The organism is Brevibacillus humidisoli (assembly GCF_020923435.1).
GTDB lineage: Bacteria > Bacillota > Bacilli > Brevibacillales > Brevibacillaceae > Brevibacillus_E > Brevibacillus_E humidisoli.
The window spans coordinates 3,631,347-3,653,240 of sequence record NZ_CP087263.1; the positions used below are offsets into that span (position 1 = coordinate 3,631,347).

22 protein-coding genes and 1 pseudogene are annotated in these 21,894 nt (G+C 51.1%); 6 read left to right on the forward strand and 17 right to left on the reverse strand.

From position 1 onward, the window contains the following. The first annotated feature begins 22 nt into the window (after nt 1-22). On the forward strand, nt 23-241 hold the full coding sequence (locus tag LOK74_RS17740) for a hypothetical protein (RefSeq protein ID WP_230043340.1): 219 nt from the start codon (nt 23-25) through the stop codon (nt 239-241). An 85-nt stretch (nt 242-326) separates the two neighbouring features. On the opposite strand, the gene LOK74_RS17745 is transcribed toward LOK74_RS17740, so the two are convergent. Further along, complete coding sequence (locus LOK74_RS17745; protein WP_230043341.1) at nt 327-1,463, reverse strand: HD-GYP domain-containing protein; 1,137 nt, start codon at nt 1,461-1,463, stop codon at nt 327-329. 32 nt (nt 1,464-1,495) lie between these two features. Beyond that, nucleotides 1,496-1,636, reverse strand: coding sequence for a hypothetical protein (locus LOK74_RS17750; protein WP_230043342.1), 141 nt, complete (start codon nt 1,634-1,636; stop codon nt 1,496-1,498). A gap of 261 nt (nt 1,637-1,897) precedes the next feature. On the opposite strand from LOK74_RS17750, the gene LOK74_RS17755 reads away from it, so the two are divergent. Next, the gene (locus tag LOK74_RS17755) at nt 1,898-2,875 is read left to right on the forward strand and encodes a LexA family protein (RefSeq protein ID WP_230043343.1); all 978 of its coding nucleotides are present in this window, start codon (nt 1,898-1,900) and stop codon (nt 2,873-2,875) included. Nucleotides 2,876-3,153: 278 nt separating this feature from the next. Beyond that, nucleotides 3,154-3,738, forward strand: a complete 585-nt coding sequence (locus tag LOK74_RS17760; protein WP_230043344.1) for a GNAT family N-acetyltransferase — start codon at nt 3,154-3,156, stop codon at nt 3,736-3,738. Between the two features lie 6 nt (nt 3,739-3,744). On the opposite strand, the gene LOK74_RS17765 is transcribed toward LOK74_RS17760, so the two are convergent. From LOK74_RS17765 to LOK74_RS17775, 3 genes are all read right to left on the reverse strand, one after another. Next, entirely contained in the window at nt 3,745-5,190 is a 1,446-nt protein-coding gene (locus LOK74_RS17765) for an IS1182 family transposase (RefSeq protein ID WP_230046894.1), read from the reverse strand. Nucleotides 5,191-5,365: 175 nt separating this feature from the next. Further along, entirely contained in the window at nt 5,366-5,632 is a 267-nt protein-coding gene (locus LOK74_RS17770; RefSeq protein ID WP_230043345.1) for a carboxymuconolactone decarboxylase family protein, read from the reverse strand. Nucleotides 5,633-5,691: 59 nt separating this feature from the next. Continuing rightward, nucleotides 5,692-6,774 (reverse strand): DNA alkylation repair protein, encoded by a 1,083-nt coding sequence (locus tag LOK74_RS17775; protein WP_230043346.1) that lies wholly within the window; start codon nt 6,772-6,774, stop codon nt 5,692-5,694. A 302-nt stretch (nt 6,775-7,076) separates the two neighbouring features. Here LOK74_RS17775 and LOK74_RS17780 point away from each other — a divergent pair, with 302 nt between their 5' ends. Continuing rightward, nucleotides 7,077-8,027: a helix-turn-helix transcriptional regulator gene (locus LOK74_RS17780; protein ID WP_230043347.1), complete on the forward strand. Its 951-nt coding sequence runs from the start codon at nt 7,077-7,079 to the stop codon at nt 8,025-8,027. On the opposite strand, the gene LOK74_RS17785 is transcribed toward LOK74_RS17780, so the two are convergent. Continuing rightward, nucleotides 8,024-9,544: an L-lactate permease gene (locus tag LOK74_RS17785; RefSeq protein WP_230043348.1), complete on the reverse strand. Its 1,521-nt coding sequence runs from the start codon at nt 9,542-9,544 to the stop codon at nt 8,024-8,026. The two genes, LOK74_RS17780 and LOK74_RS17785, sit on opposite strands and share 4 nt — an antisense overlap. Nucleotides 9,545-9,682: 138 nt before the next feature. Between LOK74_RS17785 and LOK74_RS17790 the strand changes: the two genes are divergently transcribed. Both LOK74_RS17790 and LOK74_RS24410 read left to right on the forward strand, forming a co-directional pair. Next, nucleotides 9,683-10,243, forward strand: a complete 561-nt coding sequence (locus tag LOK74_RS17790) for a helix-turn-helix domain-containing protein (RefSeq protein ID WP_230043349.1) — start codon at nt 9,683-9,685, stop codon at nt 10,241-10,243. Between the two features lie 120 nt (nt 10,244-10,363). Continuing rightward, on the forward strand, nt 10,364-10,420 hold the full coding sequence (locus LOK74_RS24410; RefSeq protein ID WP_420908797.1) for a hypothetical protein: 57 nt from the start codon (nt 10,364-10,366) through the stop codon (nt 10,418-10,420). A gap of 51 nt (nt 10,421-10,471) precedes the next feature. On the opposite strand, the gene LOK74_RS17795 is transcribed toward LOK74_RS24410, so the two are convergent. The 11 genes and pseudogenes from LOK74_RS17795 to LOK74_RS17845 form a co-directional block, all read right to left on the reverse strand. Then, on the reverse strand, nt 10,472-11,368 hold the full coding sequence (locus LOK74_RS17795; RefSeq protein ID WP_230043350.1) for a hypothetical protein: 897 nt from the start codon (nt 11,366-11,368) through the stop codon (nt 10,472-10,474). Between the two features lie 163 nt (nt 11,369-11,531). Beyond that, nucleotides 11,532-11,672, reverse strand: a pseudogene (locus LOK74_RS17800) (3-ketoacyl-ACP reductase); the annotation flags it as partial. A 46-nt stretch (nt 11,673-11,718) separates the two neighbouring features. Beyond that, nucleotides 11,719-12,450 (reverse strand): AIR synthase related protein, encoded by a 732-nt coding sequence (locus LOK74_RS17805; protein ID WP_230043351.1) that lies wholly within the window; start codon nt 12,448-12,450, stop codon nt 11,719-11,721. Continuing rightward, complete coding sequence (locus tag LOK74_RS17810) at nt 12,443-12,934, reverse strand: ECF transporter S component (RefSeq protein WP_230043352.1); 492 nt, start codon at nt 12,932-12,934, stop codon at nt 12,443-12,445. The genes LOK74_RS17805 and LOK74_RS17810 overlap by 8 nt, the downstream gene beginning before the upstream one ends. A 275-nt stretch (nt 12,935-13,209) precedes the next feature. Beyond that, nucleotides 13,210-14,382 (reverse strand): mannitol-1-phosphate 5-dehydrogenase, encoded by a 1,173-nt coding sequence (locus LOK74_RS17815; RefSeq protein ID WP_230043353.1) that lies wholly within the window; start codon nt 14,380-14,382, stop codon nt 13,210-13,212. Nucleotide 14,383: 1 nt separating this feature from the next. Next, nucleotides 14,384-14,827 carry a PTS mannitol transporter subunit IIA gene (locus LOK74_RS17820; RefSeq protein ID WP_230043354.1) on the reverse strand — a complete coding sequence of 148 codons (444 nt, stop codon included), beginning with the start codon at nt 14,825-14,827 and terminating at the stop codon, nt 14,384-14,386. Further along, on the reverse strand, nt 14,824-16,947 hold the full coding sequence (locus LOK74_RS17825) for a BglG family transcription antiterminator (protein WP_230043355.1): 2,124 nt from the start codon (nt 16,945-16,947) through the stop codon (nt 14,824-14,826). The genes LOK74_RS17820 and LOK74_RS17825 overlap by 4 nt, the downstream gene beginning before the upstream one ends. A gap of 62 nt (nt 16,948-17,009) precedes the next feature. Then, a complete protein-coding gene (locus LOK74_RS17830; RefSeq protein ID WP_230043356.1) occupies nt 17,010-18,449 on the reverse strand; it encodes a PTS mannitol transporter subunit IIBC in 1,440 nt (479 codons plus the stop codon). 287 nt (nt 18,450-18,736) lie between these two features. Then, a complete protein-coding gene (locus LOK74_RS17835) occupies nt 18,737-20,107 on the reverse strand; it encodes an MATE family efflux transporter (RefSeq protein WP_230043357.1) in 1,371 nt (456 codons plus the stop codon). Nucleotide 20,108: 1 nt separating this feature from the next. Further along, nucleotides 20,109-20,561 carry a MarR family winged helix-turn-helix transcriptional regulator gene (locus LOK74_RS17840; protein WP_230043358.1) on the reverse strand — a complete coding sequence of 151 codons (453 nt, stop codon included), beginning with the start codon at nt 20,559-20,561 and terminating at the stop codon, nt 20,109-20,111. Between the two features lie 166 nt (nt 20,562-20,727). Continuing rightward, the gene (locus LOK74_RS17845) at nt 20,728-21,852 is read right to left on the reverse strand and encodes a histidine kinase N-terminal domain-containing protein (RefSeq protein WP_230043359.1); all 1,125 of its coding nucleotides are present in this window, start codon (nt 21,850-21,852) and stop codon (nt 20,728-20,730) included. Nucleotides 21,853-21,894: the final 42 nt, after the last annotated feature.

Genomic DNA, 21,894 nt, shown 5'->3' on the forward strand with positions numbered 1-21,894 from the left:
CCACCCTCTGGAGTGGCTTTTTATGCTCGCAGACAAAGCCTCGGTACAGGCGGAGAGTAGCTCTTTTCCGGAAGGAGCGACTTTTACCAGCCAGCCTTGCGGAGCCGGTCCGAAGCGGGGGCTTTCGGGCGCAACCCTGAAACACCTCGTAGCGATACCCCTTTTGCGACCGCCCGCTTCGGACTGGCGCAGCGGACAGTCCCGCTTCCTCGCAGGTTGGCAACCGAGCGACTGGAGGTAAAGAGCTACTCTCCCCCGCGCTACTCCCCATGGACAGACTAAAAGCTACCGCCAGAGTGGCTTTTCTTAGATTGACACTGCATGGATCACAGCGCATTCACAATCACAACATCCACATTTTTCTTCAAATCAATCTCATACGGACTGTCGATCGGGGTGCCGTCGGGCTCCCGGATCACTTTTACCACCGGACGATGAAGCGTATCCAGATCCATGGAGGCGACCACTCCGATCTTTCCATTGCTGAGCAGAACCTTGCATTCCACCGGATAGACACAAATATGCTTAAGGAACGTTTTAATCAGTGTGACGTCAAAGTATTTATTGCCCGCTGCATACAAATACTCAATCGCTTCGTGATGAGTATAGGCGCTGCGGTAATGACGTGGAGAGGTTAGCGCATTATACACATCGCAGATGGCAACGATCTGAGCGTAGGGGTGGATCTGTGATTCTTTCAGCTGATAAGGATAACCCGTTCCATCAAAGCGTTCATGGTGCTGCAAAGCGCATAAGGCGGCTGCCTTTGGAACCTCTCTGTGGCTGGTCAGAATCTGGTATCCATAAATCGTATGAACCTCCAACTCCGTCCGCTCCCATTGAGTCAACGGGCCCGTGCTTTTGACCAGATGCTCCGACAGCTTGGTCATACCGATATCGTACAGCAAGGCCCCAATCGTCAGCTCCAGCAGCTGCTGATAGTCGTACTTCTGGGCGAGACCGACGATGCCGCTCGTAACCGCCACTTTCAGCGAATGATGAAACACAAAGAGATCCTTTTTGTAAAGGGCTACCAGTTGATCTAGGATGAACGGACTGGATACAATCTCTCTAAAAATTTTCCGATAGGACTGACGGAATGTATCTTCAATGTGGGAAAAGGCGATCAACCCTTTTACATGGTGCGAATCAAGAAATCCGGTTACCGTATCGCTAACCAACTTGTGGTCAATCGTCTGCTCGGTATCCGTATAGATCCGTTCGGCATCGGCATACGTCCGCTCCGGACCGTGCTTCAAGGATCCAGGTGTGTTCGGTTGGACTACCTTCTCCGGTTCTAATTCCTTAATATAAGCGGTTTTAATATTCAGTTTTTTGAGCCGTTTAATCTGCTGCTCTGTAATGATTTTACCCTCTCCCAGCAATATATTCCCCGTCGGAGAATAGATCGGCTTAGCGAGGACGTCACCACTGCACAAGCTCCAGACGCTGACTTCTTTCACCTGAAACCCTACTTTCTGTTCACATTTACCGACTACCCGATATGTGTCACTTTCCGCACATGCTCCTCCTGCAATTCTTTTCCGTAAGGTCGATTCGCTGGCGGCCACTTCCCTCTCCTTTTGAGATCAGACAAGATGAGAGGCAGAACTTCCTCCACCAACTTTTGACTCATTTTTTGACTCACCCGTATCGGTTCATCTTTGGACAAACTGCTCACGCTCCTCTTCCATCATGCGAGAATGAACCGTGTTAACTCTAGTTTGAATGATAATTATTTATCAAACATCTGTCAACACGGGATCATGTTTCTTTACCTTTTTCATAGTTCTTTTGACCTCTGTCTTTTGATAGATATTTATCAAAAATTGTATAGTTCTTTATGCTAGATATACAGATAAACTTGACTATAATGATGGTACGGAGGCGATAAGGGATGAACTATTATCAACTGCTAAAGCATTACATCGAACAGAGTGGTTTATCGCATCGAGAAATATCGAGGCAGTGCAAAGCGCGAGGAACACCCGTATCTCAGGCGTATATCAGCCAGATCGTCAAACGGGATGTACCTCCCGCCTCTGATGAAGTAAACCGCGTGATAGCGACGGTGACCGGAGGTGATCCGGAAGCCTTGATCATTGCGGCCTACAAAGAGAAAGCCCCTGTACAGATTCGAGAACTGTTGGATCAAGCAGACAGTATCACGTCCCTGATCAACAAGTGTATTGACTCCCTGGTGGATGCGATGGTAGACGAGTCTGGCTATGTGGACAACCTCTACCGGGATCTATTGATCAGCGGTTTGATTGAGAACGGTATGGTGATTGAAGATGAGGAACAGTTTATGAAGTACGGCTACCAAGCGAAATCATTTCTCAAATCACTCGATATTGAAGCAAAGTTGAAAATCTTTACGATGGTGGTCGACTCCTCTCTGGGAACCAGTCCCAAACAGGGAGAACCAGCGATCAGAAAAGCGGATAGGCCAAAAGCCACCCACAGACGGTCTCACGCCATCCTGCGAGTCCCGGTGCTGCGACGAATTCATGCCAAACAGCCCAACCCGCTCATGGAGGAACGAAATATCGTCACCTGGATCGAACTGGCCAACTATGGCGATTATCAGGACGGAGAGTTGTTTTTTCTAACGGTGCAGGATGATTCCATGGCGGGCAGTCGCATATGCAACGGTGACAAGGTACTGGTCAAGATTCAGCCAACCGTTGAAAACGGAGAAATTGCAGTGGTCAATATCGACGAACAAGATGCGCTGCTGAGAAGAATCAAGAAAGTGGACAGCGACCTCGTGCTGCTCTATCCGGACAACCCTCACTATAAACCGCTTGTCACCCATCACCGCAACGTTCGCATTTGCGGCAAGGTAATCCAAGTACGCTTCAATCCGTCGTAAATAATACTGAACAGGGAACTAGTCCAGACAGGGGACCCGTTCAAACAGGAAAAAACACCAGTCTTTCCATCTATCGATACCTATACCCGATATTCGCCAGATATAACCATCACATCCGAAAAGCCCGGCGAGCCGGGCTTTCCCTACCCAAACCACGCTTGTTTCAACCGTTTGACCCCCTGTTCCTCCAGCGGGATGGGCAGCACGTCAAAACTGTACATACTCATATCTACAGTTGTCCGCTATAGTGAGTATAAAAGAAAAGGAGGAGCGAAACCATGTGTGCTCATTTTCAAACCGACAGGCCCGTACGATTTCTGGAAGGGAACCAGGTCTATTTGCGCCCGATCGGCCTGGACGACACAGAACTCTACTTCCGGATGTTGTTTCACGACGAAACCAGGCGGTTGACGGGGACGCAGAAATCTTTTACGAAAGAACAGATCTACCGATATATTGAGGGAAAGGGACACGATACGTCCAGCTTGTTGCTGCTGATCGCACTCCGGGAGACAGACGAGGTGATCGGCGACATCGCCCTGCAAAGCATCGATCCAGCCAACCGCAGCGCCAACATCCGGATCGCGATCAACGACGATCGCCACCAGGGCAAAGGCTATGGCAGAGAGGCACTGCTGCTGCTATTAGACTACGGGTTTGGCATCCTGAACCTGCACCGAATCGAGCTAAACGTCTTTTCCTACAACAAGCGAGCCGCTCATGTCTATGAAAAACTCGGCTTTCAACGAGAAGGCGTGCAGCGGGATGCACTCTACTACAACCACGAGTACCACGATTCGATCTTGATGAGCATTCTGGAGGATGAATACCGGGCGCTGCACGGCAAAAAGACGCCTTCGTAAGGCGTCTCAGATTGCAGACAAACTCCCTCGCTGAACGAACAGCAGAGGGCGTTTGTTTAATAATTTGATGAAAATACCGAAGGTGTTTTGATCCTTCACCTTTTGGCGACCTGATTTCCATAGCCAGGTCGCCATTTTTTTTAAGTTCATGGCAGCGAAAACAAGCATCGCCTGCATCGTGACCTTCTCCAGTCCTCGTAAGGTCGTCCAACGCATGCCATGCTTTTCCTTCATATCAGCGAATACACGTTCAATCGTTTCTTTCCGTTGGCTATAGATCTGTTTGTTTTCCTCGGTATGCCGGAGGTGGTCTACCTCTTCGAGGTAATCAGCCCAGATGTGGCGACTCACTCTCTTTGTGTAGTCTTTACTTTCCGTGCATTGTTTCAAAAACGGACAACTTCGGCAAACTTGAGAATTTGATCGATAGATACGGTACCCATCCTTGTTTGTTGTCTCATATGTTAAGATTTGCTCGTTCGGGCAGATGTAGCAGTCGAAATATTCATCATACACATATTCGTACTTTTTAAAAAAACCTTCTTTGGTGCGTGGTCTTGTGTAGGGCATAACGGGGCGAATCTGGTCATCAATCAGTGTTTTACTGATGTAAGGCGTCTTGTATCCGGAGTCCACCGCCACAGCCTGAGGTTGTTCGAACGTCTGTCGCACTTGATTCAAAACATCCTCAAAAACCTGACTGTCATGCACATTGCCTGGCGTTACCTTTGCGCCAAGCACAAATCCATTTCGATCACATGCCGTATGAAAACTATAGGCAAATACACGTTCCTTTTCCCCCTTTACAAACAATCCGCAATCCGGGTCAGTTGTGCTGACCTTCACCTCCTTCTTCGAAGTTTCTGTCTTTTTTTCAAGGGGCTTCTTTCCATGTGCAATACGATCCTGATTGATTTCTTCGTCCAGTAGCTCTTGATATTTCTTGGCTTGTTCTTCAACGATTTCTTTCACGTATTTATGCTTATTCGCACTGGCTTTTACATGCGTAGCATCGATGAAAAGCACGTCAGGCTTCACGAATCCATGATGTACCGCCTCTTCCAATATTCGAAGGAAGATCGACTCGAAGAGTTGAGTATTCCGAAAACGGCGAACATAGTTCTTGCCTAGGGTCGTGAAATGGGGAATGGGCTGACTGAAGTCATAGCCAATGAACCACCGATAGGCAACATTGGTTTCGATCTCTTTAATCGTTTGCCGCATGGAACGAATACCAAAAAGATATTGGATGAGAGCAATTTTGACTAAGACTACAGGGTCAACACTGGGTCTGCCGTTGTCATGACAGTAGAGGCTTTCCACTAAGTCATAGATGAATGAAAAGTCGATTGCATTTTCGATTTTTCGTACGAGATGATCTTTTGGCACCAACTCATCTAACGAGAATGCAGATATCTGATAACGGCCTTCGGCCTGTTGCTTATTAAGCATAATGCCACCTCCAAAAATAACTATTGAAAACGTAACATGTTCTATATTCAACAAAAAAGCCTGCAGACCCTGTTCCTTACGGAACTTTGTCTACAGGCTGAGACGCCTTCGTAAGGCGTCTTTTGCGTCTAGTCGATATCATGGTATGGGCGGGGAGAGATATCGGAAGGAACCATTAACAGCTGATTTCCTCCAGTTCCTCCGTCGTCAATCCCACGTTAAACGCTGCTTGCAGATGAACCCGTAGCTGCGGCTCTCTGCCGAGGACTGTCAGCATCGCAACCGTCGCAATCTCCCTCTCGCTGTACCATCGATAACCGGAGGATGAACGCCCAACGCGGTTGATCAGACCGATGCGCTCGTAATAACACAAGCGTATGCGCAGTAAGCCCGGTAATCGCGGCCGCTTCTTGAATAGAATACTTCTTATCCATAGCCACATGATACACCTTAGAGTGCACGCAAAGGCAAGCGAGCAGATTCGCCAACCCGTTGTGCTCCTCAGCGAGTAAGGTAAAAATCGCTTTGCGTCAGTTCTTTTCCATTTATAATAATAGAAAGCCGATGCTTGCCTGGATAATGCTTCCGGGTTGTCAGATCCTTGAAGTGGTGGATTCGTTCGTATCGCCGCTCGGCCGAGTCATATGTGTTCTCCGTCACCTTAAACAGCTTTCGCGACGTAGTGCCGTTTGCCTTGACAAAATCAATCCCGTACTCGACCCGCAGCCGCTGAGGCAAAGCAGTATTGGCACGGACCGCAAACGAAAAGCTGAGCGAATCGCCAATCGACAGCCTCTCCCTAGCCAGTCTCAAGCCGCTTACTGTCACGTCCGGTGAAAGCGCAAAGCCAAACAGGGAGAGCACCTCTGGATCACCCTTGCGCAGCAGACCGCGGCAGCCGTGTTTGACGATCCAATCGGTATGTGGATTCTCTCCATACCACTCGCGGGCCAGTTGTTTCACCCTCTCAGGGTGATCCTTGGACAGATCATTCAGGTTGTTAGCCACACTTTTTTGCACATACGCAGACGAATCCCGCTTCAGCCGCTCCAAGATGGGGACGATGGGCGCGGGATCAGCTTTAAACATGTCCAGGGCCATCGCCCACGGCAGCCGAGGACGGCAGCCCTCGCTGGCCAGTCGTCTGACGTGATGATCCGGGTGGCTGGCCCAATCCATCATCTGCGCCATCATTCTTTCAGGATCTTGTACGATATATGGGCGCACGGCAAACTCAGCACTGGAAAACGGCGTAAACCGCTCCAATGCGGGAATGGAAACCGCCCAATCGTCAAGCCCATACGCCTCGACGAAATCGGGGAAAAACAGGTATTCCACTCCTCTGCAGTGGGGGGCAATCGCAGACAAGATCGATACAGCATCGCGGTAGGAAGCCGGCAGCGTCTGTCGCAGCGCCGTACTGATGTGGCGGATGCGTTGTTTCAGTTGTTCCTGCTCCCAGCGCTCGTCGTAGATCAACACCAGAAAGCGCGCTGTATCAAATGCCGGATATTCTTGTCGGACCACGGAAGCAAACTGCTCCAAAAACGGCCGATTGTACTTATCCTTAAAAGTGTCAGCCATCTGCCATCACCTTTCGGAGAGAGATAGATATCGGGAAACGAGCATGGAAGAGCTAGCAGATTCAGACAAGCACTCGCTTGCCTCTCCTGCCTACTTGCTGAGATCACTTTGTCCGTTCCCTCCTTCAACTTGAATAATACCAGTTCTATTACGGTTTGGTGGTTGTCCTGCTTCATCTCTTTCCAATCCCCTTTCTTCCGCGTGTATGGAGATGTCATCCACCTCACACCACCACCGTATCACGGAATGGTGTCAGGGCTTGTCACCGTTTCATGCTCTTGTAAAAGAAGAGGTGATCGTGTATGTCAAAAGCGAGACGTTTGATCGAACTGATGATAACCGTCAATACAAAACGAAAGTTTACAGTCAAGGAATTGGCTGATGAATTCGGCGTGTCCAAACGAACGATCCTCCGCGATTTGCAGGAGCTCTCAGAAGCAGGCATTCCGTTGTACTCCGAGGTTGGCGCAAGCGGCGGCTACCAAATACTGAAAGAAAAAATGCTTCCGCCCATCTCCTTCTCCGAAGAGGAAGCGGTGGCCATGTTCTTTGCTTATCAATCGTTGCAGTATTATTCCTCCCTCCCCTTTGAATCGGAGTCCATCTCAGCGCTAAAAAAGTTTTTTCACTATTTGCCCAGCCAGGTGAAACAGCGGATAAACGAACTGCAAGGGCGGATTACCTTCTGGACCCCTGCCCGCAACCTGCCCGTCCCTCATTTGAACGAGTTGCTGAACCACGCGATCGAACAACAGATCGTCATGATCCGCTACCACTCCGCCACGGAAACCAGGGAGCGGGACATCCAACCGATCGGCGTATACGCGATGAACGGTCTCTGGTACTCTCCCGCTCACTGCTTTTCAGCCGGGGAGATACGGGTGTTTCGGGTAGACCGCATCGAACAACTCTCACTAGCTGCCGACCAATCGCGAAAAGTAGATTTTTCTGCTGACACCATCCAAAAGTACCTGGAGGCAGAAGAGACCGCTGGTACCTTGCCGCTGGTAGTGAAACTGAACCGGCAAGGCGTAAAGCGATGCGAGTCTGAACCCTGGCTCTCCCAGTCGCTTGTCGTTTACCCGGATGGTACTGGTCTGTTGCAAATGAAGATGCGGCCCGATTATCTGCCATGGGCGGCCCGCTTCTTCCTGAGCTGCGGTACGGATGCGATCGTGGAAGAACAGGAACCGCTGCGTAACCAGATGAGAGAGATGATCACTGCGCTGCACGCGAGCTACAACCAGTCCTAACGGCAGCACATCACGTACAGCGAGAGCACGCCGATGATGACGATACTGATCGTGCCCGCTCCAATCCATGTGGTCGTTCGCAGCAATTCGCTCTCCCTGTTCTGTACATGACCCACGGTTGCCCCCAACAGTACGCGTGACGGGGAAGCCATGATCAGATGGGAGGAACTGGTGTTTTGCCCATACGCGATCACGTCCGGCGGTATGCCCAGCTTTTGCGCGGTCAACACCTGCAGGTTGATCAGCATCGCATTAGACCCGGTGTTGCTGCCGGTCAAAAATCCCCCCAGGCCCCCGATCACGGGTGATAAAATCAGAAAAGATGTACCCAATGCAGCAGCCGTCGTATTGGCGATCAGTTCGGTCATCCCGGCGGCTGTCATGATTTCGGCCATGTCGATGAAGAACAGGGTGGACAAGATTACAGGAAGTGCCTGCTTTCCTGTCTGCAAGGCGCACTTTCGCACCAACGGCTTGCCTATTTTGAACACCACGATGCAAAAGAGGCAGGTAAGCGCCAGGTACAGGCCCGGTGAGTGAAGCACGGCAAAGGAAAAGCGATAGGCAGGCAGTTCCACCACCCAAACCGACTGCAGCCATGCCTCTATCGGCGGAACGATCCGCGTCAACAGCAGCAGCCCGATCAGAAACAGGTACGGACTAAAGGTTCGTACCGTACTATATCGCTCATCATCGATCGTCACGGAGACTTCAGATGGCCCGACGCTTCCAACTGCAGTCAAGACATCAGGTTTCAAGCGAATCCTGACAAACTCAACGGCTAGCGCAGCCAGGGAACCAAACACCCCGGCCAGTTCCACACTGACGTAGCGATTGATCAGCCAGACAGACAGGCCAAATGTGCCGCTGACAACCAACGTCTCGCCCCACTTGCTCTTCACCCCTGACCATCCCCCGGCAATCCACACCGCCAGAAAGGCAAAGTAGAGAAACGTCGGGATCGACAGCAGCGCGCTGCCCGTACCTAATTGCTGCGCCGGCATATCGACCAGGTTGGCGCCAATCACCGTTCCCATCGCCAACGTCCCCCATGGCACCGCACTCAAACTGACCAAGGAGATCAGCACGGCCTTGAACCGATCGAAACCGAGTGCGATCAGAATCGGAGCAACAACCACCATCGCAATGCCGAAGCCGCTGGACGATTCCACTAACGGCGAAAAGGCAACGGCCAGGATTAGCACCTGCCGCAGCGGGTCCCGCGTCGATTGGGAAATCAGCGAGGCAATCGATTGGATCACACCTGCTTCACTCATCAGATGAAAGAGGAAAATGCCAAACAGAATCACATATGCTACAATCGTGGAAGTTAGCGCACCTTTCACAACGGGTACGGTCAACTGCTGCGGATCAAGATGAAACACCGGCACAAACAAGCTGACAGCAATCGTCAGCAGACAGCCAATCATTCCCGCCCTCCAGGCTGACTGCTTGAGCACAAACAGCACAAACAACACGCATCCAATCGGCAGTAAAGCCAGACAAAACAGAAGCATCCGTTGATCCCCGCCTCATTAAGTTCACTATAGTACACTAAATCGATTATAATAGGTGAACTTTACCCAAATCAATCACAAAATATCTAATGAGACCCATCATTTTAATACACTATAGTATACACAGAGGTGGTTTCTTTGTCCTTAGGCAAGCGATTGAAACAGATTCGAACAGAGAAAGGGTATACCCTCCAGGACCTGGCCGAACGTTCCCAGGTAAGCCGTTCCATGCTGTCGCAGATTGAGCGGGATCAAAAAAACCCGACGGTCAATGTGCTGTGTCAGATCGCGGAAGCACTGGACGTCACCGTATCACAGATGCTGGGGCAAGACGAAGTGAGAGATGTTATCTTGATTCGAAATCAGGAAAAACCGTATGTGAAGGATGAGGAGACAGGCTTTCAGCGAGTCCTGCTCTCTCCCGCTTTTCCCTCCAAGGGCATTGAGTTTGTGCTGAATATCCTGCCTGAGGGCGCGAGCACCGGTAGCTTTCCGCCCCACAAACAAAACGTCAAAGAATATATCTATCTAGCCGAAGGAAAGCTGCAAGTGACGCTGGGCGAGCGGCAAACCTATGTATTGGAACCAGGGGATACGCTTTACTTCGAGGCAGACGTAGCTCATCGCATGGACAATATCGGGGCTGGCGACTGCAAGTATTTTCTGGTGATAGATTCGTATAGGCAAGATAACAAGTAGGGACAAGTGCTGTTCATCCTCCACAGAAGACCTGTTGCACCTCTTGGCACAGTCGGCTCACTCTCTATCCCAAAAAGGGAGGGGATGAGACCGATGACAGTATACGAAGCTCTTAGTCTCATGCACGTATTCGGCATACTAGTCGTCGCCATACTGTCCATTCATAAAAAGAAGTAGATCACTCTTGAGCTACCAACTCTGTGATCTACTTCACCTGATCAGGGGCGCTCATCCCCCATTTGTAATGCTGTAGGTAAGTGTGTAAGAGGCGTCCGGGATGTTCCATTTGCCGTTTTTATAGTCCCAGGTGGAGTTTACCGTTGCAAAGGTGAACACGTGGATCGGTCCCCATATATTTTGCTTGCCCTGCAGTTCGTACACGCCGTCGTTGTCTGTGTCAACCGGAACCAGCGAGTAGAACGGATCGGAGAAGATGTCGTACTCGCTTTGCTGACCGTTGCGCGGACTCTCGTAGATATACTTCCCGTTTCTATCGTAGATCCCGGCTTCGATGTACTGCTGCTTATATCCGCTGACATCGACGATAAAGGTCTTGTTCAAAACCTCGCTGTGCAATTCCGCTTTGAAACCGTCCAGGTACTTCCCTTTGATCCTCAGTCCCTGATTTTGCTGTTCGCCAAAAATCACCACCGGGTTGTTGTTTCGCCAACTGGCAATCAAATGATTAGATGTACCGCCGCTGCCGCCTGTCGCTACAGTTACCATCACGTCGCTTGCCTTGTCGCCGGTAAAATCACCGAGAAACAGGCTCGGCTGATACCCACTCAAATAGTTCTTGATCTGTCTTTGAGGCAGAGCGGAGTATTTGCCTGTCTTCCCGTCTCGTACCACCACATTGAGCTGGGAGTAGAAGGAGGGATTGTCCGGCAGAGTTTGCCCGACCAGCAGCACGGTGTCCTCTGTCCGATCGCCGGTCACGTCCGCTCGCTTTACCTGGACGATTTTCGTATCATCGGGCAGCGGCAGCCCGGGTACCCGCAGGGTTTGTCCAACCTCGAATTCCGGTTGCTGCGGTTCTGCCCCAACAACACCCTGCACGATCCATGACAAACAAAACAGACAGGCCAATGCAAACAAACGGATTGGAGACAGCCTGAAACTCACGACGCATGCACCTTCCTTTGCCTTTTCTTTTGCAAGTTCCCCTATGATGTTCTGGATCGCCCATCTTTCCAGAATCATAGATTAGATTGCTCCAATCAGTCCTATTCTATAAGGAAAATTTTGCAACTCCCGGAAGATAGATATGCTATACAAACAGGCGAGCTCAGCGGAGGTAACAGCCGTTGTTGAGATCAAACGTCGCTCCCGTATAGTTCCTCGCTTTGTCCGAAAGCAGAAACAGAACCGTATGAGCCACATCAATCGGAAGCACCGGCTGGCGGATCAGTTCATGCTCCCGGTACTCCTCTTATCTCCCTGGCCCAAGTTCTATTGAAGCAACAATCTTCTGGTCAGTTTTTGAGGACACCCAGCACGGTAACCGGTTGACCCAACACATCTCTCCACTGTTGCACGTCCGCCCTCGCCGTGACGATCACGCAGGTACCCGGCCCTCCGCTTTTCTCCAGCGGCAGATCCACCTGCTCACCCAACAGGGTGAGTTGATTCCGTTTGAGCAGCTCCTCCAGTTCATAGCGGATACCCTTGGAACCAACCGGCACGATCTCATGAATCCCGTCCATCTCCCGCAATCGTTTGATGGCAAGCAAATCACAAATATCCGGATCCTCCAGTCCAACTTCCTGTCCCACTTTCGGGTACCCGATGCAGCAAAGCACGTCACCAGCCATGCTTTTGTCCATAAGGCGGTCGGCCTCGCCAATCACGGTGACGCCGGCTCCGGTCTGCACAGTCGGGATATTATCCTCCGTACTGCCGTTTAGGGCTGCCTCTGGCTCCATCCCGATCTGCCTCATCTCGTCGAAGATTCCTGCGATAATGCTGCGTCCCGTCGGCTCCATCTCAACGCTTAGTGTGTTGCACACAGTCAACGGCACCGCTCCAACAGAGAGCAGCTCCATCAGCGGGACACGGACCAGAAATCTGCCGAGTATGTATGGATCAACTTTGACCACGTCATGCTGCTTGTCCCCGATGGCTCCGCTCGAGTCACAGGCGATCACCAGCCGTTTCTCCAGGTAGTCGATGACCGTCAAATCACGAAATCGAGTCCGTTTACGCATTCCACTTTCTCCCGATGGCTTTCACGATCAATCCGGTCAGCGAGAGATTAATCACCGCTCCTGCGGCCAGAGGAAGCAGCATAGCCAGGAAGAAAGCTTGTCCAAAACCGTCAAATGGGATGAGCAGCGCAGGAGCGGCTACTCCGTTCAACAGCGAGCCCAGAATCAGCGCAGCCAGCAGCTTCCCCCTGCTGCCCAGATACCCGATCACCCAACTGATCCCCGCCATTTGCACAGCGATATACAGATGGATGAGTATGGACAGCGGAAACCCCATGTTCATTGAAGTTGCCAGGTGACCGAAAAACCCGACGACGGCTCCAGAAGCAGGTGAGATCAATAACGCGGCGACAAAGGCCGGAGCTGAATCCAACGCTACCGTTCCAAAAGGGGATGGCAGCTTGATCATGCTGCCAATCACAGAGAGTCCTATAAACAAAGCAAGCATGGAGATCGTCTTGATACGCGGCTGAGCGATGTTCATCAATATCCCTCCCGTTCACTAGTCATGCAAAAACTACGTTTAGCAAATCAGCATTCGGCGCTGGATACGCCGCCTCCCAATTGGGTGAAGTCGCCAGTCGAGTGGCATCTGCCTCCTATTGTACCTTTTTTCCAAAGCGATAAGGATCATTTCTTTCACCCATGCCTGATGTTGACACACGCGAAAAAGGGCCGTCCCAACCGTCTGCCTTAGACAGCGGGTACGGCCCTATTATCCTTTCCGACATTTCATCTGCCGAAAGGCTCGAATGGTTCTCACATGTCTTTTTTTGCAGCTTGCAGACGATCCAGATGATCCATGACAATCGCAACAAGCGGGTGATCTTCAGGGATTTGCGTATAGGTATGCAGGGCCTGCCGCAACCCGGACCGCTTGATCTCCGTCTGGAGTGCGACGGCTTCCGGGTCCTCCGGGTAGTCAAACAGCATCGCTGCCGCAATCGCCAAGCCGAGATAGTCTGGCACAATCCCATGCTGTACACACTGCATGGCTGGACCAACCAGCCGGTCGGTCGCGGATAACTTACGGATCGGTGATCGCCCCACCCTGGTCACCTCGTCCGTAATGAATGGGTTGGCATATCTGTTGAGGATCTGGTTGACATATTGCTGATGCTTGGTTTTGTCGAACTGGTACTTGGCGACCAGCAGATCGCCCGTTTCCCGCAAGGCTTGTTGTGTCGCCTCGAGAATCTGTTCATCCGCAATCGCTTGATCAATGGTCGGATAGCCCATTTGATACCCGAGGTAGGCAATTACCGCGTGCCCCGTGTTGACGGTATACAGCTTTCGTTCGATATACGGCTTCAAATCCGGTACATAGGTGACCCCTTCGATCAGAGGTAGATCGCCGACGATTTGCGACTGATCGATTACCCACTCGTAGAACGGTTCCACGGTCACCAGCAGGTTGTCTTCATGCTTCTGCAGCGGGACGATTCGGTCTACGGCAGCATTGGGAAAACCGGTCGTATCCGCTGCCTTGGCTTGATCGGCTTCACTGAGCAGGGCGAATACGTGGGTTTTTAGCTGTGCACTGCCGCCAATCATGTTTTCACAGGCGATCAGGTTTAAAGGGCGACTGCCACTGCGACTGCCACTGCGATTGCGTCTGGCAATCCCTTCGGCGATCGCCGGGGCGAGGTGGGGAAGCACATGAGGTCCTACTGCGGTGGTGACGAGGTCGGCGGCCGCAATCGCCTCGGCAACCGCCTCCGTATCCTGGCCATGGATCGCTCGCACGCCTTTGACGACTGTGACCGGGGTTCCTTCCATCGCCAATTGAACCGAGTATGCTTGCCGTTCGTTTATCGTGTCGACCAATTCCTGATTTACATCGACAAAGCAAACCTCATAACCCGCCTGATGAAGCAGTAGTCCGATAAATCCCCTACCGATGTTCCCCGCTCCAAAGTGTACGGCCAGCATGTTACAACCCCTTTTCAAATAACGTGATGATCTCTTCTTTTGTCTTCGCTTGGAGGATCTGTTTCACATTCTCCTCTTCCGAACAAATCACAGCGATATTGGACAGCATCTCCAAGTGTTCGTCCCCCACCGCTGCGATGCCAATCAGCAGATAGGCCGTATTCCCCTCTCCAAAGTCTACGCCACTCGGTATTTGCACGACGGAAATGCCGGTCGAGTTGATCTCCTGCTTCGATTCGTTAGTCCCATGGGGAATGGCTACCCCGCTGCCGATATAGGTTGTCAGCATCGCCTCGCGTTCCAGCATCTTATCCACGTAGGCGGGAGTTACATGCCCTGCTTTTTGCAGCAGCTCTCCTGCCAGGCGGATCGCTTCTGTCTTGTCGGACACACTTGCATTCAGTATGATTTTTTCTGCTGATAACACACTGGCACCCTTATTCATTGCACTCTCTCCATTCCTATCTGTTTCTGACAGAACTCATACAGTCTCTCTTGCAGATAACCGGCTGCCACCTGCTCGTCTGCCGATTCCAATGCGGCAATCATCTCTTCTTCGATCAACAACGAACTGATCTTGCTCAACACTTCCAGTCCTTCTTTCGACATCTCCTTTGGCCCCAGCAGCAGCAATACGATGTGGATTGCCATCTGCTGATCGTCCATCGACCGCAGGTAGATCGGCTGTTGCAGCCGATGGGCGGTAAACGAAGGGCGGACAACCTGTACATGTCTGCCGTGAAACAGGGCCATTCTCGTCCCTGTGATCCCCAACCCGCTCACTTTTTCCCGCTCCAACAGCAGTTGGACCACAGCCTCTTTATCCCGTACCGTTCCTTTTTGCGATAACGATTTACAGATTGCACTCAGCAGTTCTTCAAGCTCCCATCCCTGGTTATTCAGCGATTGCAGTTGGAATCCTTCTACCAGTTGGATGGCATAACCCGTATACTGGTGGACCGACTTTAACTGATTGATAGGCTGTTTCACCTGTCGGGCCCGTTCTGCCATGTGCCAAACAGCAGCCTCTGTCGGTGACGAGCTGGAGATGCTGCTCTTTTGCAAAAACGATCTTACTTTACGGATTTCATCCTCTGGCAGCAAAGGACTGACCACGATGTATGGCTGATCGTCGAGCGGCAGGGGGACCGTGGAGATGATCACCTCGTATTCGCTTTTGGGGATCCGTCCGATGTCAAAAAGAGAGACATTTCTCAAACTGACGAGCTCGGGAATCTCTTTTTGGAGCCGGGTCGCCAGTATCTTGGATGATCCGATCCCGCTGGAGCAGACGACCAGCGCCCGATATCGCTGGTGGACCTGTGCTGCCCGCTCCACTGCCGCACCGATATGCAAGACCAGAAAGCCAATCTCTTCATCCGGTACGTCCATGTCGGCGAACACGTCGGCTGCCGCTTTCTTCACCACCCGAAACAGCTCGGGATAATTGTTCCGGATTTGCTCCAGGATGGGATTGCGGATTTCCATCTGGCGATTCAGCCGGTAGACAGCCGGTTCCATATGCTTGAGCAATTCGTGGAACAAGGACGGGTCATCCTGCAGCGGCAGCCGCATCCTCTCCGCACATGCCTGGATGAACCGGTTTGTCTTTGCGACCAAATCCAGATTCTCCGGCCAATCTGCCCCCGCTTGAAAGCTTCGCAGTTTGGCGCCTCGCAGGTGCATCGTAATATATCCGATTTCCGCCACAGGGATCTCCGTTAGGAAGATGTCTGCCAACCGCCTCACGATCTCCTGCGCTACCCGATACTCTTGTGTTTCCTTCAGTTCGGCAAGCGTATGCTCATCGAAGTAGATGTTCTCTCCCTTTTGAATCCTCTCCACCGCCAGCGCGAGATGAATCATCAGGCCGATATAAGCGCTGTCTGCCAGCGGATAAGGCAAATCATCCTGCAGATGCTCTAGTGCTGCTTCTACTTTGCGCAGCTTTTCCTTGTCAATCAGCCCCAACAGGCGCTCCGAGACGGCGTCGACATCGCGCTGGTTTTTGTTGCGGATATTTTCCCTCAGCAGCCCGATCAATTCATACTCACTGAAGTGGTGCGAGATCAGGTGGCTGATCGCTCTCCGTTTGTCTGATTCACTCCCTTGAATCTCCACCCCGTAGCCCCGTTTGCGGATGAGCGTCAGCTTGAATTTGCTGAGCATATCGGCCAAGTCCTCCAGATCGTGGCTAATCGTTGCAGTGGTCACTTTCAAGTCAAGTGCCAGCGCGATCAGCTTGATCGGTTCGGTCGCCTCCAGCAAGGCCGCCAGGATCAGCATTTTCCGTTCTTCTGGGGTGTATTCGATCGTCGTCAGGTGCAGCAGCCGCTCGTGCAATGCTTCTTTTTGCTCCGGCGAGCCATGCAATTCTATCCCCAATCCCGATTTTTTGGCCAATTCCAAACGGAATGGACGCAGCACTTCTTCTATCGCATCCAGTTCCCGGTGAATCGTCCTGGCGCTGACGCCAACCTGCTCGGCGATCACACCCACGGTCAACCCTTGCTGTTCCCTCAGCAAGATATCGAGGATGGTACGTTGTCTGGCAGTAACGTTCATCGCTTTTATCCCCTTTGCCACAAAGAGAGAGAACGCTAGTATGCACTAGCGTTGTGATCTCTTTAGCTTAAACGGCGGACCAGTTTGTCATACTCCGGGCTGTTCAGGAAGTTGTCAATGGAAATATGCTCGGCATCCGGTGCCTTGATTCGCGCCCGTTCTGTCAGCGACTGGTGCGTGATCACAATGTCGGCGTCGTCCGGAATGTCATTAATCGCCGTGTTGATGACGGTAATATCAAGCCCTGCATCCTTTATTTTTTTGCGGAACGAGGCTGCCCCCATCGCACTGGAGCCCATCCCGGCGTCACATGAGAAGACGATTTTGCTTACCTCTTTTGCGGGTACTTCCGCCGCCTCCGTCTCGGTTTCTGTTGGTGCCGGCTCTACTGCCTGCTGATGTTTCCCCTTCATTTGCTTCATTTTTTCTGTTGCCTTATCCAGATCATCTTCTTCTGCTGCTTGCCCGCCCATCTTCAGCAGGAACGAGGCGATGAAGAAAGATACTGCCGTAGCCGTCACTACACCGGCCAGTACCGGGAACAACCCTCCCTTTGGCGCCATCGCACTCAGGGCGAAGATGCTTCCCGGAGAAGGCGGAGCAACCAGCCCCGCACCTAGCAGACTGAAGGTAAAGACACCTGCCATTCCACCACCGATGACCGCCAATATTAAACGCGGATTCATCAGGATATACGGGAAGTAAATCTCATGGATCCCGCCCAAGAAGTGAATGATGGTAGCCCCAGGAGCCGACTGTTTGGCCATCCCTTTTCCTACCAGCCAATAGGCCAAGAGGATTCCCAAACCGGGACCTGGATTGGTTTCAAGCAGGAAAAAGATTGACTTGCCCGCTTCGGCCGCCTCGTCCAATCCGATTGGACTTAATATCCCATGGTTGATCGCATTGTTCAAGAATAAGACTTTGGCCGGTTCGATGAAGATGCTGGCCAGCGGCAGCAGCCCGGCATTCACAATCGCATCAACACCGGCAGCAAGCGCTTTGCTGAGACCAACCACAACCGGACCAATGGCGTTTAACGCCAGCAGGGCCAGCAGAGCGCCGATGATCCCGGCCGAAAAGTTGTTGACCAGCATCTCAAACCCGGCGCGGATTTTTCCTTCAAACAACTGATCCACTTTTTTCATGATCCAGCCGGCAAACGGCCCCATGATCATCGCACCTAAAAACATCGGGATGTCTGATCCCACGATCATCCCCATGGTGGCTACCGCACCCACGACACCACCACGGACGTCATGAACCATCTTGCCGCCCGTATACCCAATCAAAAGCGGCAGCAGATAGGTAATCGTCGGGCCGACCAACGTTGCCATCTTTTCGTTGGGAAACCAACCCGTCGGTATAAACAGCGCCGTAATCAAGCCCCACGCAATAAATGCGCCGATATTGGGCATCACCATCGCACTTAAAAATCTGCCAAACTTTTGGACCGACACTCGCAGTCCGCTGTCCTGGTTGCTTGCGGTCGTACTGCTCATCCCATCTCCCCCTTGTCTGAGCAATTTTTCGTATTGATAAATCAGTCCTATCTGACTCAAATATAAAGCGTTTACATACAGCTCTCAATCAAATGAAAATGTCGATTTGTCTTGATCTATGTTGACAAAAGTTAATTGCCTCACGATTTCATTGCAAAATAAAGAACAGTTACCCCAGGTCTTTGACAACCTGTGATAACTGCACTCTCTGCTATTTCATGATGTTCTTTCGTCAACATGGGACATCTGCCTCAAAACGAACATCGACTTCATCCTTTTTTGACTGCTTACACATGCAACTGGGTTTTCGCCGTCCGTCCCATCCCCATCATTTCTCTGCCGTCTTTGAAGAAGATCACTAACGACAGCAGGAAAGCAAGCAGGTCGGCACTGGGGAAAGCCACCCAGATCCCGGTCAGGCCGAGAAATTGCGGCAGAATCAACAAGATCGGGATGAGAAACAGAATCTGTCTGGCGAGGGAGAGGACAAACGATATCTTCGCTTTTCCCAGCGCTTGGTAGAATCCCCCGGTGACCATTTGAAACCCGACGAAGGGCACCATCAGAAAGATCCAGCGTAGCGCATCTGTCCCTCCGGAGATGACCTGCTGGTCGGCGGTAAAAATGCTGAACAGAAACTCGGGAAAGAGCATGACGAGGACCCAGATCGTCACCGCAATCACGCTGGATACCCGAATGCCCAGTTTGACCGTATCACTGACCCGCTCCGGCCTTCCAGCGCCGTAATTGTAACCGATGATCGGCTGCATCCCCTGAACGATCCCGAACATCGGCATGACCGAGAAGGCAATCAATCGATTGATAATCCCAAAAATCGCCACCTGCAAGCTTCCACCGTAGATGACAAGCATCCAGTTTACCACGACGAACATCAGACTGAAGGAAACTTGTCGCACAAATGTAGAGATCCCAATCGCGATAATCTCCTTGACCACGTTCAGGTCCGGCTTCCAGCCGATCCAGGTTAGTCGCAGCGAACTTTTGCCGCTGGTAAAGTAGCGGAGAAGCCAGACCGCTGCACAGAACTGGGCAATCACAGTGGCCAGAGCTGCCCCCTGAATCCCCATATCCAAGCCAAAAATAAAAATGGGGTCCAGAATCGTGTTGATGATCGCCGAAACCATCATCGTATTCATCGCCGTCTTGGCGTTCCCCTCTGAACGAACCACGTTATTGGTGCCCATCGCAAAGGAGAAGAACACGGAGCCGCACAAGATAGTCAGCAAGTAATCTCTGGCATACGGGAGAATATCGGCCGTTGCCCCAAATGCCTGCAGCAGAGGATCGAGGAAAAATAAAGCCATCCCCACCACCAATAAGCTGAACCAGACGATCAGCCAGACGATATGCCCAAACACCCGATTGGCTTCCTCCAGTGAACCGGCTCCTAAACGACGCGAGATAATCGAAGCACCGCCAATCCCAAATGTGGCGGCGAACGCGACGATCATCATCTGAATCGGAAAGGCAATCGATAATCCGGCGATTCCTTCTGTGCCGACACCCCTCGCGATAAAGATCGTGTCGACTACATTGTAAAGCGAACTCACAAACATTCCGGCAGCAGCCGGCAGTGAAAGATTGAGCAGCAGTTTGGGGATCGATTCCGTACCCAATCTGGTACTTTGTTCTCTCATCTTACCCCTCCTTTTCTATGTCGTTCATGTATTGAACTGCGTTTCCCGCCACTCTTTGCAGCAGTTGGAACAGTACATCCTTTTCTTGCTCGGTAAAACCTTCTGTTAGGATATCTGTCCACTTGTACATGGTTGCTCTTACCTCTGGGAGGATCTGTCTCGCCTGTTCTGTCAGGTAAACCAGCTTGACACGTCGATCTTCCTGACCTTCTTCTCGTCTCACCAATCCTGCCTCTTCCAGTTTGGTCACCGCCCGGGCTACGGTTGCCTTATCCATCCGAAGCTGGTTGGCCAGATGGTCCTGAGAAACCCCGTCCCTCTGATAAAGCAACACCAAGAACCCCAATTGCCCTGCTCCAATTCCATATTTATGAAAATGACGCGCAATATACATCTGGGCATACCGATCGATGATGGAGACATACTTTCCAACCGATCTGATTGGCTTTTCCATCCGAATCACTCCTTCACGATAAGTTGCGTTTGCAACTAATGCAATTATAAAACAAAACGGTTGCCAACGCAACCATTTTTGTTTTCGATTTCACCTCTTTATTTTCACCTATTCTATTATCTTGCAGGTTTTTCCCCTAGCGGTACACAGAAGTCGCTCTAGGCTGTCACCCTGCCCTGTCCTGCGATGCCTTCATCTCAAACTCCAGAAAAAACGTAGTCTCCTGTTCAGAGGATTGGCACCACAGCCTCCCGCCATGTGCCTCCACAATTTCTTTGCAGACAAATAGACCGATGCCTGTTCCCAACTCCTTGGTGGAAAAAAAAGGTTCGAAAATAACAGGCAGCACATCATCTGGAATGGGTTTTCCGTTGTTGACAATCGCAATTCGCAGCTTGCCCTGATCGGTCTGGAAGGCGACAATCCTGATTTTTTTCTGTTCCTGACGGTTGTGAAGAGCCTCTATCGCATTGGAGATGATATTGACAAGCACTTGCTTTATTTCTTCCCTATATCCGGTAAGGTGTAGCGTTGGATCAACATCCGTATCGATCTGCACATTGACATCCACGATGGTGGGGTACAAAAAAGCCAGGATTTCCTCAATCAGTCCATCGAGGGCAAAATGTTCTTGCCTCTTGGACAACACATCCTTCTTTGAAACCAGCAAGAACTGTGATATCCGGTAGTTTAATTGACTCAGTTCATTTTCAATGATATCTACGTATGGTAGACTGGGGTTTTCTCGTTTCAACAGCTTGGCAAATCCGATGATCGATGTTAACGGATTGCGAAACTCATGCACGAAACTGGAGGCCATCTGGCCTAACAGCGTTAACCTGTCCTTGTGAGAGCGCTCAATGAACAACTGTTTTTCTGCTAGGTAACCATTCTTTAGTTCCGTATATCGAGAGACCGCATGAACCAGAAAATGGTCAAAACACTCATCCATCTTAAGAATCGCGGAAAGAAGCACAGAAGAAGGGAGTTCGGATTTGAGGAGATACTTCAAGATCAGGTTTCTGCCTGAGCATACATTATGAACAAAATCTCCGATGTTCACATCCGCCTGAATCCGCTCCATGGCCACTTTGTACGCGAGCTGCTTCACCTCCTCCAAGGATACCTCGGAACGAAAAAATCCCACTACCAGTTGGTACATGGCTTGTCCATTCAAGTGAATCCTCTCTTTATATGGATCTTCTCCCGACACAATCACACTCTTTTTGAATTCTTCCACCACAATCATTTCATGTCGCTCAAGGAAAGAAATCACTTCGGACAGAGGCAATTTTGTTCACTCCAGATTCTTTTCAGAATTGTCAAAAACAAC